Source organism: Methylopila jiangsuensis (genome assembly GCF_027922305.1).
In the GTDB taxonomy this organism is placed as follows: domain Bacteria; phylum Pseudomonadota; class Alphaproteobacteria; order Rhizobiales; family Methylopilaceae; genus Methylopila; species Methylopila jiangsuensis.
Map to the genome: position 1 here is coordinate 72,437 of NZ_BSFK01000003.1, position 15,860 is coordinate 88,296.

The 15,860-nt window shown below is 68.4% G+C and carries 17 protein-coding genes; 13 read left to right on the top strand and 4 right to left on the bottom strand.

Translation table 11 applies throughout. From position 1 onward, the window contains the following. Window positions 1-6: 6 nt before the first annotated feature. The gene (locus tag PKE85_RS00985; protein ID WP_309299062.1) at window positions 7-873 is read right to left on the bottom strand and encodes a substrate-binding domain-containing protein; all 867 of its coding nucleotides are present in this window, start codon (window positions 871-873) and stop codon (window positions 7-9) included. 199 nt (window positions 874-1,072) lie between these two features. Then, window positions 1,073-3,448, bottom strand: coding sequence for a heavy metal translocating P-type ATPase (locus PKE85_RS00990; RefSeq protein WP_271202927.1), 2,376 nt, complete (start codon window positions 3,446-3,448; stop codon window positions 1,073-1,075). An 87-nt stretch (window positions 3,449-3,535) separates the two neighbouring features. Here PKE85_RS00990 and PKE85_RS00995 point away from each other — a divergent pair, with 87 nt between their 5' ends. The 13 genes from PKE85_RS00995 to PKE85_RS01055 all read left to right on the top strand — a co-directional run bounded on the left by PKE85_RS00995 (window position 3,536) and on the right by PKE85_RS01055 (window position 14,832). Further along, entirely contained in the window at window positions 3,536-3,811 is a 276-nt protein-coding gene (locus PKE85_RS00995) for a metal-sensitive transcriptional regulator (protein ID WP_271202928.1), read from the top strand. Further along, complete coding sequence (locus PKE85_RS01000; protein ID WP_271202929.1) at window positions 3,808-4,209, top strand: hypothetical protein; 402 nt, start codon at window positions 3,808-3,810, stop codon at window positions 4,207-4,209. Before PKE85_RS00995 ends, PKE85_RS01000 begins: the two co-directional genes overlap by 4 nt. Window positions 4,210-4,320: 111 nt before the next feature. Continuing rightward, window positions 4,321-4,572 carry a hypothetical protein gene (locus PKE85_RS01005; protein WP_271202930.1) on the top strand — a complete coding sequence of 84 codons (252 nt, stop codon included), beginning with the start codon at window positions 4,321-4,323 and terminating at the stop codon, window positions 4,570-4,572. Beyond that, entirely contained in the window at window positions 4,572-6,008 is a 1,437-nt protein-coding gene (locus PKE85_RS01010; RefSeq protein ID WP_271202931.1) for a TolC family protein, read from the top strand. Before PKE85_RS01005 ends, PKE85_RS01010 begins: the two co-directional genes overlap by 1 nt. Window positions 6,009-6,022: 14 nt before the next feature. After that, window positions 6,023-7,426: a multicopper oxidase family protein gene (locus PKE85_RS01015; RefSeq protein WP_271202932.1), complete on the top strand. Its 1,404-nt coding sequence runs from the start codon at window positions 6,023-6,025 to the stop codon at window positions 7,424-7,426. Window positions 7,427-7,452: 26 nt separating this feature from the next. Continuing rightward, window positions 7,453-7,926: a cupredoxin domain-containing protein gene (locus tag PKE85_RS01020; protein WP_271202933.1), complete on the top strand. Its 474-nt coding sequence runs from the start codon at window positions 7,453-7,455 to the stop codon at window positions 7,924-7,926. 22 nt (window positions 7,927-7,948) lie between these two features. Then, complete coding sequence (locus tag PKE85_RS01025; protein WP_271202934.1) at window positions 7,949-8,230, top strand: copper-binding protein; 282 nt, start codon at window positions 7,949-7,951, stop codon at window positions 8,228-8,230. A 7-nt stretch (window positions 8,231-8,237) separates the two neighbouring features. Then, the gene (locus PKE85_RS01030) at window positions 8,238-8,744 is read left to right on the top strand and encodes a DUF305 domain-containing protein (RefSeq protein ID WP_271202935.1); all 507 of its coding nucleotides are present in this window, start codon (window positions 8,238-8,240) and stop codon (window positions 8,742-8,744) included. 50 nt (window positions 8,745-8,794) lie between these two features. Further along, the gene (locus tag PKE85_RS01035; RefSeq protein ID WP_271202936.1) at window positions 8,795-9,265 is read left to right on the top strand and encodes a hypothetical protein; all 471 of its coding nucleotides are present in this window, start codon (window positions 8,795-8,797) and stop codon (window positions 9,263-9,265) included. Window positions 9,266-9,288: 23 nt separating this feature from the next. Then, window positions 9,289-9,693, top strand: a complete 405-nt coding sequence (locus PKE85_RS01040) for a hypothetical protein (RefSeq protein ID WP_271202937.1) — start codon at window positions 9,289-9,291, stop codon at window positions 9,691-9,693. A gap of 140 nt (window positions 9,694-9,833) precedes the next feature. Further along, window positions 9,834-10,238, top strand: a complete 405-nt coding sequence (locus PKE85_RS01045; protein ID WP_271202938.1) for a FixH family protein — start codon at window positions 9,834-9,836, stop codon at window positions 10,236-10,238. Beyond that, entirely contained in the window at window positions 10,235-11,683 is a 1,449-nt protein-coding gene (locus PKE85_RS01050) for an efflux RND transporter periplasmic adaptor subunit (RefSeq protein ID WP_271202939.1), read from the top strand. The genes PKE85_RS01045 and PKE85_RS01050 overlap by 4 nt, the downstream gene beginning before the upstream one ends. After that, window positions 11,680-14,832 (top strand): efflux RND transporter permease subunit, encoded by a 3,153-nt coding sequence (locus PKE85_RS01055; RefSeq protein WP_271202940.1) that lies wholly within the window; start codon window positions 11,680-11,682, stop codon window positions 14,830-14,832. Before PKE85_RS01050 ends, PKE85_RS01055 begins: the two co-directional genes overlap by 4 nt. Here PKE85_RS01055 and lspA read toward each other — a convergent pair. Both lspA and PKE85_RS01065 read right to left on the bottom strand, forming a co-directional pair. Beyond that, window positions 14,829-15,344, bottom strand: coding sequence for a signal peptidase II (gene lspA / locus PKE85_RS01060; protein WP_271202941.1), 516 nt, complete (start codon window positions 15,342-15,344; stop codon window positions 14,829-14,831). The genes PKE85_RS01055 and lspA overlap by 4 nt on opposite strands. After that, window positions 15,334-15,795 carry a DUF411 domain-containing protein gene (locus tag PKE85_RS01065; RefSeq protein ID WP_271202942.1) on the bottom strand — a complete coding sequence of 154 codons (462 nt, stop codon included), beginning with the start codon at window positions 15,793-15,795 and terminating at the stop codon, window positions 15,334-15,336. Before PKE85_RS01065 ends, lspA begins: the two co-directional genes overlap by 11 nt. Window positions 15,796-15,860: the final 65 nt, after the last annotated feature.

A 15,860-nucleotide genomic window follows, 5' to 3' on the forward strand; every position in this document is an offset into this window, starting at 1 on the left:
CTGGCGCTATCCCGCCGCCGCGACCATCGCCGCCTTCGCGGCGATCGTCTCATAGAGACCCAATGGCTCGGACGCGAAGCGATCGAGCTTCAGCAGCGCAAGCACCGCGCGTCCATCGGCGTCGCCGTCCATCCCGAGGAGCGCGGCCTTCAGGGCGTTCAGGCGGCCTGCGTCCGGCGGGGACGCCGGCGCGGCGACAGGTGGGAAGCCGAGCCACTCCGACGTGCGCAGGACCCTAGTTCTGGAGACGAACTTGGGCTCGAGCTCCGAGACGACGTCGTAGACGTAGCCGTCGACCGATCCCGAGGCGGCGAGGCCCGAGGACACCGCCTCGATCACGTTACGGTGCCCGTAGGTGAAGAACGAGCGCGAGAAGAAGGTCTCGGACCGCTCGCCGAGTTCCGCTAAGGCCGCTCGCGTGCAGAGGAAGCCGGAGTTCGAGTCCGGGTCGGAGAAGGCGTGGATGTCCCCGCGCAGCGCGGCGATGCCGCCGGCTTTCCGGTCCCGGTCGACGATCACGTAGGCGCGGTAGAGGGGCTGTCCCCTCCAGACGGGCGTTGCGACGAGCTGGAGCTCGGATCGGTGGGCGACGAACGGGAAGCCGCAGATCCAAGCGGCGTCGAGCTGGCCCGCCACGAGCATCGCGGTCACCTCCTGGTAGGTGCGCCGCGTGACGAGCTCGACCGGACGGGCCGTGGCCTTCTCGAGGTAGGCTGCGAGCAGGCCAGTCAGCTCGAGGTCGGACGACAGGAAGACAGGCGTCAGGCCGACGCGTATCGGAGCCGCGGCGCTCGGCGCACCCTCGGCCACGCATGGCAACAGCGTCAGCGTCCCCATCAGGATCGCGCGCCTGCTGACGATGGGTGCGACCACCTCTCGCCCTCACTACCGTTCGGAGAGCAAGGCTAACAGAGATGGCGGTAGCGTCGAATTGTATTTGCCCATTGGCCGAAGTCGCCAAGTCGATCGCCGGCCGCGCTATCGTTGGGCGTCCGACGACTAGCTCCCGTCGGCTCCATTTTACGTCCTGCTGGGTCGACGATGAAGTCTCAAGGCGCCAAGCGTCGGTCGGTCACACTTGCTTCGTGTTCAACCTCAAAGCGTTGCCGATCACGCTGACCGACGACAGCGCCATGGCCGCGGCCGCCACGACAGGAGATAGCAGCAGCCCGAAGGCCGGGTAGAGCACGCCCGCGGCGATCGGGACCCCTGCTGCGTTGTAGACGAAGGCGAGCACTAGGTTCTGCCGGATGTTCGACATCGTCGCCTGCGACAGATGACGCGCCCGCACGATGCCGTTCATGTCGCCGTGCACGAGCGTCACGCCCGCGCTCTCGATGGCGACGTCCGTCCCCGCCCCCATGGCGATGCCGACGTCGGCGGCCGCAAGGGCGGGAGCGTCGTTCACGCCGTCGCCGGCCATGGCCACGACCCGGCCCTCGCGCTTCAGCCGCTCGACAACCCCATGCTTGGCCTCGGGCAGCACGTCCGCCTCCACCTCGTCGATTCCGAGCCTGCGCGCGACGGCGTCGGCGGTGGTGCGGTTGTCGCCCGTCAGCATGACCACGCGCAGCCCCTCGGCCTTCAGCGCCTGGATCGCCTCCGCGGTCGTCGGCTTGATCGGATCGGCGATGGCGAGCACGCCAGCGAGCTTCCCGTCCACGCCGACGTGGACCGCCGTCGCGCCGTCGCGCCGCAATTCCTCGGCGCGGGCGGCCAGCGACGCCACCTCGACGCCCTGCGCCTTCATGAAGTCGGCGTTGCCGATCACGACCAGACGGCCGCCGACCTTGCCGGACACGCCCTTGCCGCTCGGGGCGTCGAAATCGTCGACCGCCGGGATGGAGAGGCTGCTGGCCTCGGCGGCCGCGACCACCGCCGCCCCGAGCGGATGCTCGGACGCGCGCTCCACCGCCGCGGCGAGCCGCAGGAGTTCGTCCTCCGCGAATCCTTCAGCCGCGACGACCGCCGTGACCGAGGGCTTGCCTTCCGTGAGCGTGCCGGTCTTGTCGATCACCAGGGTGTCGACCTTCTCGAGCCGCTCGAGCGCCTCGGCGTTCCGCACTAGGATGCCGAGGCCCGCGCCCTTGCCGACGCCGACCATGATCGACATCGGGGTCGCGAGGCCGAGCGCGCAAGGGCAGGCGATGATCAGGACCGCGACGGCGGCCACCAGCCCGTAGGCATAGGACGGTTCCGGGCCGACCGCGGCCCAGGCGAAGAACGCCACCGCGGCGATGAGGATGACGGCGGGCACGAACCAGCCCGAAACTGTGTCCGCGAGACGTTGGATCGGCGCGCGTGAGCGCTGGGCCTGCGCCACCATCTGGACGATACGCGCCAGCATCGTGTCGTGGCCGATCCGGGTCGCCCGGACCGTCAAGGTGCCCGACTGGTTCAGCGTGCCGCCGGTCACGGCGTCGCCGACGGCTTTGGCGATCGGCATCGACTCGCCCGTGACGAGCGCCTCGTCCACGACCGAGCGTCCGTCCACGACCTCGCCGTCGACCGGGACCTTCTCGCCGGGCCGGACGCGGATGCGGTCGCCGACGCCGATCTCCTCGACCGTGACCTCCTCGTCGGACCCGTCCTTCTTCAAGCGTCTCGCCGTCTTGGGCGTGAGGTTGATCAGCGCGCGGATGGCGCCCGAGGTCTGGTCGCGTGCGCGCAGCTCCAGCACCTGGCCGAGCAGCACCAGCACCGTGATGACGGCGGCCGCCTCGAAATAGACCGCGACGGCCCCGTCCGGGCCACGGAACGCCGGAGGGAAGACGCCGGGCGCGAGCGTCGCCACCACGCTGTAGGCGTAGGCGACGCCCGTGCCCATCGCGATCAGCGTGAACATGTTGAGGTTGCGCGAGACGACGGACGCCCAGCCGCGCCGGAAGAAGGGCCAGCCCGCCCAGAGCACCACGGGCGTCGCGAGCGCGAACTGGATCCAGACCGAGACCGACGGCGGCACGAGGTGATGGATCGCGGGGAAGAGGTGCGACCCCATCTCCAGAACGAAGACCGGGAGGGCGAGCGCGAGGCCGATCCAGAACCGTCGGGTCATGTCGGCGAGTTCATGGTTCGGCTGCGCCTCCGCCGTGACGAGATCGGGCTCCAGCGCCATGCCGCAGATCGGGCACGAGCCCGGACCATCCTGCCGGATCTCGGGATGCATCGGGCAGGTGTAGGCCGTGCCCTTGGGCATCGGCTCCGGCTCGGCAGTCGACGGCGACAGGTACTTCGCCGGGTCCGCCTCAAACTTCGCCTTGCAGCCGGCCGAGCAGAAGAACTCGGTGTTCGAAGCATGCTCGACGCGATGCCTGGAGGTCGCGCGATCGACGGTCATGCCGCAGACGGGGTCGATCGCCGCCGGGGCCGCGACGCCGTGCGCGTGGCCGTGCCCACCGCAGCACGAGGCCTTCGGCATCGCGCCGTGCGCGTGTCCGTGCGTGTCCATGGCCACCTCCCGTCGAGTGCGAATATACCCACTGAGGGTATCAATCTGCGCTTGCGTGATATACCCCAATAGGGTACTTGGTCAATCATGCAGTGCTGCACCAAGGCCTCTTGCGGGAAGCGGTTGAACCGGATCGAAGGTCAGGTCCGGGGCATCGCACGCATGCTCGAGGAGGACCGCTACTGCATCGACGTGGTCACCCAGATCTCCGCCGTCCGGGCCGCCCTGAAGCGGGTCGAGGAGGAGATCCTGAAGGACCATGTCGGGCATTGCGTCGAGAACGCGATCCAGTCGGGGAACAAGGACGAGCAGCGCCAGAAGGTGGCCGAGCTCGTCGACGTCCTCGGGAGGGTGCGCGGATGACCGTCCGCTCGCTCATCAGGATGGTCGCGGGACTTGCGCTCGCCATGTTCGTGGCGGCGATCTGGGCCACGCCCGGCGAGGCGCACGAGGGAGGCGGGAGCCCGTCCGCCCAGGCGCAGCAGGCGAGCCACGCTCCCGCCGCGGCCCCCGAGGACGTTGGGGCGCCTGGGCAGGTCGCAGAGGCCGCATCGGCCGACTGCGCGGGTCACATGAACCAGCCCGGCTCCACCAAGTCTTCGTGCTGCAGCAACACATGCCATGCGGTCATCTCGGCCGACATGGCGCCCCTGCAGGCCGTGACGCTCGAGGTCACCGTCCTGCCCACGGCTCCGCCCCCGGCGGCGGTTTCCGGGCCGACCGTCCACATCAAGCGCCCCCCGAGACCGTCAGCCGCGTAGGTCGGCTGACGTCCTTGCGCGCCTGACGCACGCCCGGATCCCGGGCCCGTCGACGCACTCCGAGACATCTGACCGACCGCGCGCCTCGCCGGCGCCACGGCGCCATCGCGCTTGATCGTTCAGATTCCGGGGTTTTCCATGAAGCCGCTTGTCTCGGCTGCCGTCGCACTGCTTTTGGCCGCCTGCTCCACGCAATTGCCCTCGCCCGTCTCGGGGCGTGACCCCGGCGATCCGTCGGCTCCCGTCCCGTCCGCACGTCCGGCCTCCGTCACGGCCGGCACGGCGGACTATCGCCCCGTCGAGCCGAAGCCTTGGCTCGAGCAGAACAAGGGCGTGACCTCTAAGCCGATGGGGGGCATGTGATGATCGCCATCCGTTCCCGCCTTCTGAGGACCGCGGCGGTGGTCGCGCTGTCCGGCGCCCTCGGCGCATGCGCGAGCTTCACCAACGACGGCGGCATGTCGCCCGTGGCCTCGCGGGTCTCGCTGGAGATCGGCGCCACCTCGGCCAAAATCGTCACCCCGGCCGACGCGGCCGTGGTGCGGTCGCGCGTCGACCGACTGCTCGCGAAGCCGCTGACGGCGGACGCGGCCGTACAGGTCGCGCTGCTCAACAACCGCGGCCTGCAGGCCGAGTACAATGCCCTGGGCGTGTCCGAGGCGGAATACGTCGAGGCCAGCCTTCCGCCGTCCCCGACGGTCTCGATCGAACGGGTGGTCGGTTCCGGCGAACTCGACGTCGAGCGCCGCCTGATCGCGGACCTGCTCCAGCTCCTAACCCTTCCTCGGCGAGCCAAGATCGCGGAGACCGGGTTCCGCGCGGCCCAGTTCAAGGCGATCGCGGCGACCTTCAGGACCGCCTCCGAGGCGCGGCGTGCGTACTACCGGGCGGTCGCGGCCCGGGAGACCGCCGCCTTCCTCGAGACGGCGCGTGCGTCGGCGGGCGCCGCGGCGGAGCTCACCAAGAAGCTCGGCGAGACGGGAGCCGCAACCAAGCTGAGCCAGGCCCGCTCCGGCGCGCTCTACGCCGAGGTCGCGACCGAGCTCGCGGAGGCCCGGCTCGAGACTGCGAAGGAACGCGAGGCGCTGACCCGCCAGCTCGGCCTGTGGGGCCGCGACCTCGACTACAGGCTGCCCGCGCGCCTGCCGTCGTTCCCGCGGCTGAAGACGCAGGGCGACGTGGAGGCGACCGCGATCCGGCGCCGGGTCGACATCATCGGGGATCGGCTGGAGCTCGACGAGCTCGCCCAGTCCTACGGGCTCACCGAGCAGACGCGCGCGATCTCGATGCTCGAGGTGACGGGGATCGCCAACCACGCGAGGTCGGCCGAAGGCGAGAAGGCGAACCCGAAGGGCTTCGAGGTCACGGTCCAGATCCCGATCTTCGACTTCGGCAAGGCGAGCTCGGCCAAGGCGCGCGAGACCTACATGGGCGCGGTCAACCGCCTGCTCGAGAAGGCGGTCAACGCCCGCTCCGAGGCCCGCGAGGCCTATGCCACCTACCGCGGCCGCCATGACATCGCGCGCTCTTACCAGAGCCGCGTGCTGCCGCTGCGCAAGGTCATCACCGAGGAATCGCAGCTCCAGTACAACGGCATGCTGGTCGACGCCTTCGAGCTGCTCACCAACGCCCGCGAGAACGTGGCCTCGAACGTCGCGGCGATCCGGGCCAAGCGCGATTTCTTCATCGCCGACGTCGACTTCCAGGCAGCCCTGATCGGCGGCGGCTCCGCGGCCGAGCCGGCGGCCGAGCCGAAGCTAGCCTCCGCCACGTCCGCCTCGTCGGCGTCCCCCCAATGAAACCGGAGGCACCCATGACCGTCTCTCGCAGATCGTTCCTCTCCGCCTCCGCAGCCGGGGCGACGTCGCTTGTCGCGGCGTCCGCTGTCTCCGGCCGGGTCCAGGCGGCCTCCATCCCCGAAGCCGCCACGATGAAGGAGGCGACCATGCAGCCGCCCGTCGCGCCGACCACGGGGCCCGACTACAACCCCGTGGTCACGCTGAACGGCTGGACCGCGCCCTGGCGCATGAACGGCGACTGGAAGGAGTTCCACCTCGTCGCGGAACCAGTGGTTCGTGAGCTCGCCCCGGGCATGGTCGCGCATCTCTGGGGCTACAACGGCCAGTCGCCCGGACCGACCATCGAGGCGGTCGAGGGCGACAAAGTCCGCATCTTCGTCACCAACCGCCTGCCGGAGCACACCACGGTGCACTGGCATGGGCAGCTCTTGCCCTCGGGGATGGACGGCGTCGGCGGGCTGACGCAGCCGCACATCAAGCCGGGGAAGACCTTCGTCTACGAGTTCCAGCTCCGGAAGAGCGGGACCTTCATGTACCACCCGCACGCCGACGAGATGGTCCAGATGGCGATGGGCATGATGGGCTTCTTCGTGGTGCACCCGAAGGACCCGGGGTTCCGCCGCGTCGACCGCGACTTCGTCTTCCTGATGTCGGCCTACGACATCGACCCGGGCACCTACGTGCCACGCGTCGCGGAGATGACCGACTTCAACCTCTGGACCTGGAACACCCGCGTGTTCCCGGGGATCGACCACCTGGTCGCGGCCAAGGGCGACAAGGTGCGGGTGCGGTTCGGAAACCTCACCATGACCAACCACCCGATCCACATGCACGGCTACGACTTCAAGGTGTCGTGCACGGACGGCGGCTGGGTGCCTGAGGCGGCGGCCTGGCCCGAGGTCACGATCGACTGCGCGGTCGGGCAGATGCGCGCCTTCGACTTCACCGCCGACGCTCCCGGCGACTGGGCGATCCACTGCCACAAGTCGCACCACACCATGAACGCCATGGGCCACGAGGTCCAAAACTTCATCGGCGTGAACAAGAAGGACGTCGCCAAGAAGATCAAGGCGCTGGTCCCCGGCTACATGCCGATGGGCCAGGCGGGCATGGCCGACATGGGCGAGATGGAGATGCCGCTCCCCGACAACACGCTGCCGATGATGACGGGCTTCGGCCAGTTCGGCCCGATCGAGATGGGCGGGATGTTCTCGGTCGTGAAGGTCCGCGAGGGCCTCGCCCGCGGCGACTACGCCGACCCCGGCTGGTTCAAGCACCCCGAAGGCGAGGTCGCCTTCGAGTGGAAGGGACCGGAGCGCGACGCGGCAACCGCACCGCCCGCCAAGCCCAAGCCCGGAGACGTCGAGATGAACGTCGTGAAGCCCAAGGGGCGCTCCGGCGGACACGCGAACCACTGAACCGAACACCAAGAAGGAAGAAACCGATGAAGACGTCCCTGATGCTCGCCGTCCTCGCGACCGCGCTCACGTCCTCCGCCGCATGGGCTGACCCCGGCCATTCCCATGCCGAGGCGAAAACGTTCGGCGAGCCCGGCGACTCCAAGAAGCCGTCTCGCACCGTCGAAGTGATCATGAAGGAGACCGACGACGGCAAGATGCTGTTCGAGCCGATCTCGATCGCCGCGAAGAAGGGCGAGCAGGTCCGTTTCGTCCTCAGGAACGAGGGCCAGATCGACCACGAGTTCATGCTGGCGACGCGCGCCGAGAACGACCGGCACGCCGTCGCGATGCAGAAGAACCCGGACATGGAGCACGACGAGCCGAACGGCCGCCGCGTCGCTCCCGGCAAGTCCGACGAGATCACCTGGAAGTTCTCGAAGTCGGGCGAGTTCAACTTCGCCTGCCTGATCCCTGGCCATCGCGAGGCCGGGATGGACGGCACGGTCGCCGTCAAGTGACGCCCCGAAACAGGAGACAACCATGAAGAAGACAGCAGCCGTTCTCGGCGCCTTTGCCGCCGCCCTCATCGCCACCGCGGCCGCAGCCGCCGACGGCACGGTCAAGAAGGTCGACGAAAGCGCGGGCAAGATCACGCTCGACCACGGCCCGATCAAGAGCCTCGGCATGGACGAGCCGATGTCCATGGTCTTCAAGGCCGCCGACCCTGCCCTGCTCAAGGGCGTGAAGGTCGGAGACAAGGTGACGTTCGAGGCCGACCGCGTGAACGGCCAGATCACCCTGACCAAGATCCAGAAGAAGTGACGTTCGGGTGGGCGGCCGCAGGACGTGGCCGCCCAGCTCCCCATCGATCGAGGAGACCGAGATGAACCGTATCGCACTAGCTGCCGCGCTCGCCCTGACCGTCTCGACGGGCATCGCGCAGGAGGCGAAGTCGCCGCCATCGGGGACGGAAAGCCTTCCCAAGGCCTGCCAGGACGCCTCGCCCGGACAGGGCTCGACGGGCAAGGCGATGGAGATGGGCGACATGGCCGCTCATTCGATGTCCGACATGGGCGAAGCCCAGATGGCCTCGATGAAGGCCATGCAGGACATGGGCAAGGCCATGCGCGCGACCCACGGGATCAAGGACCCCGACCTCGCCTTCGTCTGCGGGATGATCGCCCATCACCGCGGCGCGGTCGCGATGAGCAGGATCGAGCTTCAGTCCGGCAAGGACGAGCAGGCGAAGTCCTGGGCAAAGAAGATCATCGCGGACCAGGAGCGCGAGATCGCCGAGTTCGAGGCGTGGGCGGCCAAGGCCGACAAGGCGAAGTGAAGGTCCGGCGGGGGGCGGATGATCCGGCCGCCGTCGTTGCGGGGAGGACGATGCGCGTGATCCTCATCTGCCTCGCGCTCGGCGCGTCGACTGCGGTCGCCGGTCCTGGGGGCCAAAGTCCCTCGTCTCCGGACACGGACATGTTGGCGAACGTGCTGTCGACGGCCTTCCTCGCGAAGAACCTGACCCTCGTCTGCTCCCAGCAGGACAGGTGGTTCGCCGAGGACACCAGGACCGGAGACCTCGACGGCGTCGGCTTCGCCGAGCATGTCCAGCGTGAGGTGCTCGATCGGCTTCCGCAGACGGAGTCGGGGATCGTGGTGATCCGCGCCGCGAACGCGTCGCGGGCGGTCTCGATCGGCTTCATTCACGTCATGGGAGACGGGCCGGCGGACGAACAATCGGAGCGTCTGGCCGCCTGGTGCAAAACGACGGCGAAGCCCCTGGTGCAGGGCATCCTTGCCCAGCATCAAATCCGACACGACCTCTACGACCGCACGCTGGATCAGGCGAAGCAGTGACCGATGCTTGCGAAGACCGACCGATGGACGTCTTCACGAGCGCCGCGTTTGGGCGCATGGTCGCGTTCATGAACCTCGGCGCCCGCGTGCGGCATCTCTTGGTCTTCGTGCTGATGCTCGGCGTCGGCGCGATCCCGGTCGCGGCGAACGCCGCGGCGCTTGAGTCGATGACGCCTGTCGCAATGGAAACGATGGAGCCCATGGCGGACGGCATGCACTGCTGTCCGGATGACGTCCCGGTGATGCCGGACTGCCAAAAGAGCTGTCCGCTGCTCGCGACCTGCATGACGAAGTGCGCCCCCGCCGCGCCGATGGCGGCCATCATCATGTCGCACCGGACCTTGGCGCTTTCCTCTGTCCGTCCCGGTGACGACGCCGCCCGCGCCGGACCGGTCTCGGAACCCCCGGCCCGACCTCCCCGAAGCTGAAGTCCGTCGACGGCGCCCTCGAGCGCCGGATCGCGCCGTGCGGGTTCCATGAGCCCGCGCGGTCTCAAACCCGTGGCCGCGAGGGTGCGGAAGAAAAGTCCGGCCGAACGCCGGACGACGACGCACTACGGATTTCAGCAATGTCAAAGTTCCAAGGTTGGCGCCTGCGTGCCGCGATTCTGGCCGCCGTCATCTCGGCCGCCATCCTGACCCCCGCGCTCGGCGACGTCTCCGACTATGAGTTCCAGCTCGTGGAGAGCGTCGCGAAGGTTGGCGACGCCGTCGTGGCGGTGCGCCTCGTCGACAAGCGGACCTCCAAGCCCGTTCCCGACGCGGTGATCTACTCGACCCGGATCGACATGGCGCCGGACGGCATGCCCACCATGGCGTCCGCCGTCGAACCCACACCCTCCGACCAGCCAGGCGTCTATCGTTTCAAGACCAAGCTGACGATGGAGGGCGGCTGGAGGCTGTCGCTCGCGGCCAAGGTGCAGGGCGAGAGCGGCACGGTCGAGGGCAAGCTCGTGCTGCAGGCCAAGCCATGAAGGCGGCGGCTTCCGTCGGCGTGATCCTGCTGGCCGCAGCCCTCGTGGGCGGCGGTTACTGGGCCGGACAGCGAGGCGTGCCGCCGGGCGCAACGGCCGTTCCGACGAAAGGTCGACCTGCTCCGACCGCCGCGGCCAGCCCGATCCTGTACTACCGCGACCCGGACGGTCGCCCGGTCTACTCGGCCTCGCCCCGGGCGACCGGGGACGGCAAGCCGTTCGTGGCCGTCCGCGAAGGCGAGGACGTCGGCTTCGATCCCTCCACGGGCGAGCCTGTCGCGGCGAGGTCGGCCGCGGCGCCTGCCGTCTCCTCGAACCCGTCCGGAGACCGCATCCTTTACTACCGCAATCCCATGGGCCTGCCGGACACCTCGCCCGTTCCGAAGAAGGACTCGATGGGAATGGACTACATCCCCGTCCGGGAGGGCGAGGACGAGGGCGGCGCGGTCACCGTCAGCCAAGGCAAGCGGCAGCGCTCGGGCGTGCGCACGGAGAGGCTGGGGCGCCGGACGCTAAGCGCTCCGCTCCGGGCAAGCGGTTCCATACAGCTCGACGAGCGCCGAGTGTCGGTCGTGTCGGTCCGATCCCAGTCCTTCGTCCAGAAGGTTGAGGCGGTCACGACGGGCGAAGCAGTGCGCAAGGGCCAGGTGCTCATGCAGGTCTACTCGCCTGAGGTTGCGGCCGCCGCCGCGCAGTTCCTGTCCGTGGTCGGCCAGCCCTCCGGGGCCGGACGCGCGGTCGTCGACGGAGCGCGACGCAGGCTCGAGAACCTCGACGTGCCCGCCGCGGTGATCGACGCGATCGCCACCTCCGGCAAGGTGCCCGCGACCATCGGCTGGCCGGCCCCACGCGATGGGCTGATCCTGTTGCGCAACGCGATCGAAGGCATGCAGGCGATGCCCGGCGACGAGATGTTCCGTCTCGCCGACGTCTCGGTCGTCTGGGCACTGCTCGACGTCGCTGAACGCGACCTGTCGATGGTGGCGGTTGGCCAACCCGTGACCGTGCGGCCGCGCGGGGCCGACCGGGGCATCACGGGGCGCGTCGCCCTGATCTACCCCAGCGTCAACCGCGAGACCCGCACCGCCCGCGTCCGCGTGGAGCTTCCTAACCCCGACCGCTTGCTGCTGCCGGACATGTACGTTGAGGCCGAGATCGCGATCGGGGCCGGCGGCCCGGTGCTCGCCGCCCCCGATAGCGCGATCCTCGACAGCGGAGATAGGCAGGTCGCGCTCGTCGAGACGGGCGAAGGCAGGTTCGAGCCAAGACCAGTCAAACTCGGGCTCAGAAGCGAAGGCTTCGTCGAGATCAGGGCAGGCCTCACCGAGGGCGAGACCGTCGTGGTCGGCGCCAACTTCCTCATCGACGCCGAGAGCAACCTGAAGGCCGCGCTGTCCGGACTGACGCCGCCCGACCCGTCCACGTCGACGGAGACACGCAAATGATCGCCCGGCTCATCGCGTGGTCAGCGCGCAACCTGGTGCTGGTTCTGGTCGCGACCGCCTTCGCGGTCGCCGGCGGCCTCTATGCGGTGAAGACGCTGCCGCTCGACGCCATCCCGGACCTCTCCGATGTCCAGGTCATCGTCTACACTGAATATCCCGGCCAGGGGCCGCAGGTGGTCGAGGACCAGGTCACCTATCCGCTCACCACCGCCATGCTGACCGTGCCGAAATCCAGGGTCGTGCGCGGCTTTTCGTTCTTCGGCGTTTCGTTCGTCTACGTCATCTTCCAGGACGGGACCGACCCCTACTGGGCGCGCTCCCGCGTCCTGGAGTTCCTCAGCGCCGCCGCGCCGCGATTGCCCTCGAACGTCACGCCGACGCTCGGGCCGGACGCGACAGGGGTCGGCTGGGTCTACCAATACGCCGTCACGGCGAAGAACCAGACGCTGGCCGAGACCCGCTCGACCCAGGACTGGCAGGTCCGCTTCGGAGCTTCGGCCGCCGAGGGCGTCGCGGAGGTCGCGAGCGTCGGCGGCTTCGCCAAGCAGTACAACGTCGTGGTCGACCCGCAGCGGCTGCGGGCGCTCGGCATCCCGTTGTCGAAGGTCCGCGACGTCGTCCGCGGCAGCAACATGGACACGGGTGGGCGGACGCTCGAGCTGAGCGAATTCGAGTTCATGGTCCGGGGGCGCGGCTACCTGAAGGGCGTCGGCGACATCGACAACGCGGTCCTGAAAGTCGATGGCGGCACGCCCGTCCTCGTGAAGGACGTCGCCCGCGTCGAACTCGGGCCGGACGAGCGACGCGGGATTGCGGAGCTCAACGGCGAGGGCGAGGTCGCGAGCGGCATCGTGCTGCAGCGCTTCGGAGCCAACGCCCTCGACGTCATCGGCAACGTTAAGGCGAAGATCGCGGCCCTCGTGCCGAGCCTGCCCGCGGGCACCGAGATCCTTCCGGTCTACGACCGCTCACACCTGATCGAGGCCGCGATCGAGACGCTGAAATCGACGCTGGTCGAGGAGAGCATCGTCGTCGCGCTGGTGACCATCGTCTTCCTTCTCCACGTCCGCAGCGCCCTGGTCGCGATCCTGATGCTGCCCGTCGGCATCCTCATGGCGTTCGGGGCAATGAAGGCGCTCGGGATCGGCGCCAACATCATGAGCCTCGGCGGCATCGCGATCGCGGTCGGCGCCATGATCGACGCCGCCATCGTCATGATCGAGAACGCGCACAAGCACCTGGAACGGTCGCCGCCGGGCAAGCCGCGGGTGCAGGTCCTGATCGAGGCGGCGCAGGAGGTCGGCCCGTCGCTGTTCTTCAGCCTCCTCATCATCACCGTGTCGTTCCTGCCGATCTTCACGCTGGAGAGCCAGGAGGGTCGGCTGTTCGGGCCGCTCGCCTTCACCAAGACCTTTGCAATGGCGGCCGCCGCCGTGCTGTCGATCACGCTGGTCCCGGCGCTGATGGTGATTTTCGTGCGCGGCCGGATCGTGCCGGAGCACAGGAATCCGGTGAACCGCCTGCTGATATGGCTGTACCGTCCGCTCATCCGCGGCGTGCTGAAGGCCAAAACCCTGACCATCCTGCTCGCGGTCGCGGCGCTTGGCGCCTCCTGGTGGCCGGCGACGCAGCTCGGCTCCGAGTTCATGCCCCCGCTGGACGAGGGCACGCTGATGTACATGCCGACCACACTGCCGGGCATCTCGGTCACGCGGTCGACCGAACTGCTGCAAACGCAGGACAGGATCATCAAGTCGTTTCCTGAGGTCGCCTCCGTCTACGGCAAAGCGGGACGCGCAGCGACCGCGACCGACCCGGCGCCGAGCGAGATGACCGAGACCATCATCAACCTAAAGCCGAAAGCCGAGTGGCGGCCGGGCGTGACGACCGAGAGCCTCAAGGCCGAGATGGACAAGGCCCTCCAGTTCCCGGGCGTCTCCAACGCGTGGACGATGCCGATCCGCGCCCGCATTGACATGCTGGCGACAGGCATCCGCACGCCCGTCGGGATCAAGGTCTACGGATCCAACCTCGTGGAAATGGAGAAGCTCGCGCGCGAGGTCGAGCAGGCGGTCAAGACAGTGCCGGGGACATCGAGCGCCTATGCCGAGCGCGTCATCGGCGGCTACTACCTCGACATCACGCCGGACCGCGCCGCGCTCGCCCGCTACGGGTTGATGGTGAGCGACGTGCAGGACGTAGTCGCGACCGCGCTCGGCGGCGAGACGGTGACGACCACGGTCGAGGGTCGCGAGCGCTACGCCGTCAACATCCGCTACCCGCGCGACCTGCGAAGCGATCCGCAGTCCATCGGGCGCGAAGTCCTGGTCCCGATGGCGGGCGGCGGGACAGTGCCGCTGGCCGAGGTCGCCAGCATCAAGCGCACCCGTGGGCCGACCTCGATCCGCACAGAAAACGGCAGGCTGGCGATCTACATCTTCGTCGACATCGTGGGCCGCGACCTCGGCGGCTACGTCGCCGAGGCCCGCAAGGCGGTGGCCCAGAGGGTCGCGCTTCCGACCGGATCGTCTATCGAGTGGAGCGGGCAGTTCGAGTATCTCGAGCGCGCCGAGGCGCGGCTGAAGATCGTGGTGCCGCTGACGCTCGGCCTCATTTTCCTTCTGCTCTATCTCAACTTCCGGCGGCTGACCGAGACGCTGATCGTCATGCTGTCTCTGCCGTTCGCGCTAGTCGGCGGCCTGTGGCTGATGTGGTGGCTCGGCTTCAACATGTCGGTCGCTGTCGCCGTCGGTTTCATTGCGCTCGCGGGCGTCGCGGCCGAGACCGGCGTGATCATGCTGATCTACCTCGACCATGCGCTCGCGGAGCTGAAGGCGCGCCGCGCCGCGGAAGGCAAGGCATTCACGCGGGCCGACCTGACCGAAGCGATTATGGTCGGAGCGGTCGAGCGCGTGAGGCCGAAGATGATGACCGTGATCGCAATCATGGCGGGACTGCTGCCGATCCTGTGGAGCACGGGGGCCGGCTCTGAGGTCATGCAGCGCATTGCGGTTCCGATGATCGGCGGCATGGTCTCGTCGACCGTGCTGACGCTAGTGGTGATTCCCGCAGTCTATGGGTTAGTGAAGGGGTATGGGCTCGCCGGGGACGCAGGGCGCAGGACCCTTCTGCGTCAAGGATTGTACTAGGCGTCGCCGTCCGAGGTGGGGCTTCGTCCGAAGACTGCGTCGAATAGGACCAGGCACACACCAAGGGAGATGAGGACATCGGCGAAATTGAACGTGAAGAGGCTGATGTCGAAGGGGTGAAGGTGCAGGAAATCGGTCACCGCACCGTCTGCCATGCGGTCGACCAGATTTCCGATCGCCCCTCCGACGATCAGCGAGAAGCCGAGGCGCTCGGGCGTGGTGGTCGCCCGGACTAGAAGCCAGATGACGAACAGCGTTCCGGCGAACTGGACGACGATCAGCATTAGGAGGGCGCCGTTCGCCTCCGCCGGAAACAGGCTGAAGCTGATGCCGATGTTCTCCTGCAGGTGAAGACTGAGGAATGGCAGGAACGGCGTCGACCCATCGCCGATCCCGACCTTCGCCATGCCCTTAAGGAGCAGGTCCGTGGCCGCGGCGGCGAAGACAGCTCCGATGATCAGCGCGTGACGACGTCCGAACGCGTGGGCTTTCCGGCGCCCGTCAATCCGCATCGCTGTGGCTCGCCGGATAGCTAGCGAACACTTCGGCGTCTCCGCCTCTCTTGAGCAGCAGGACCTCGTAGGCCTCGGCCTTCCCGGGCATCCCGGGCGAACCTGTCGGCATGTCCGGGACTGCGAGCCCAAACGCATCAGGACGCTCGGCAAGAAGGCGGCGCACCTCCCGGGCGGGCACGTGTCCCTCCACGACATAGCCCCCGATCCTGCCCGTGTGGCACGAGGTTTGACCGACCCGCAGTCCCGCCGCTAGCTTGTCCTGCATCAAGGCGCCCATCGGCACGTCCTCGGCCTTCACCGTGAAGCCATTCTCTTCCATGTGGCGGATCCAGCCGATGCAGCACCCGCACCCCGAGGTCTTCTTGACGGCGAGTTCGTCGGCTGCCGCCGCGGTGGAACCGAGCACGGCTGCAGCCACCAAGCCTGCGATCATCCCGTTCCAGTTCATTGCGACACCCCTGTCGTTCAGTCGGCGATGAGCCGCCGCAGCTTCTGGTTTGAATTTCCTCGGCC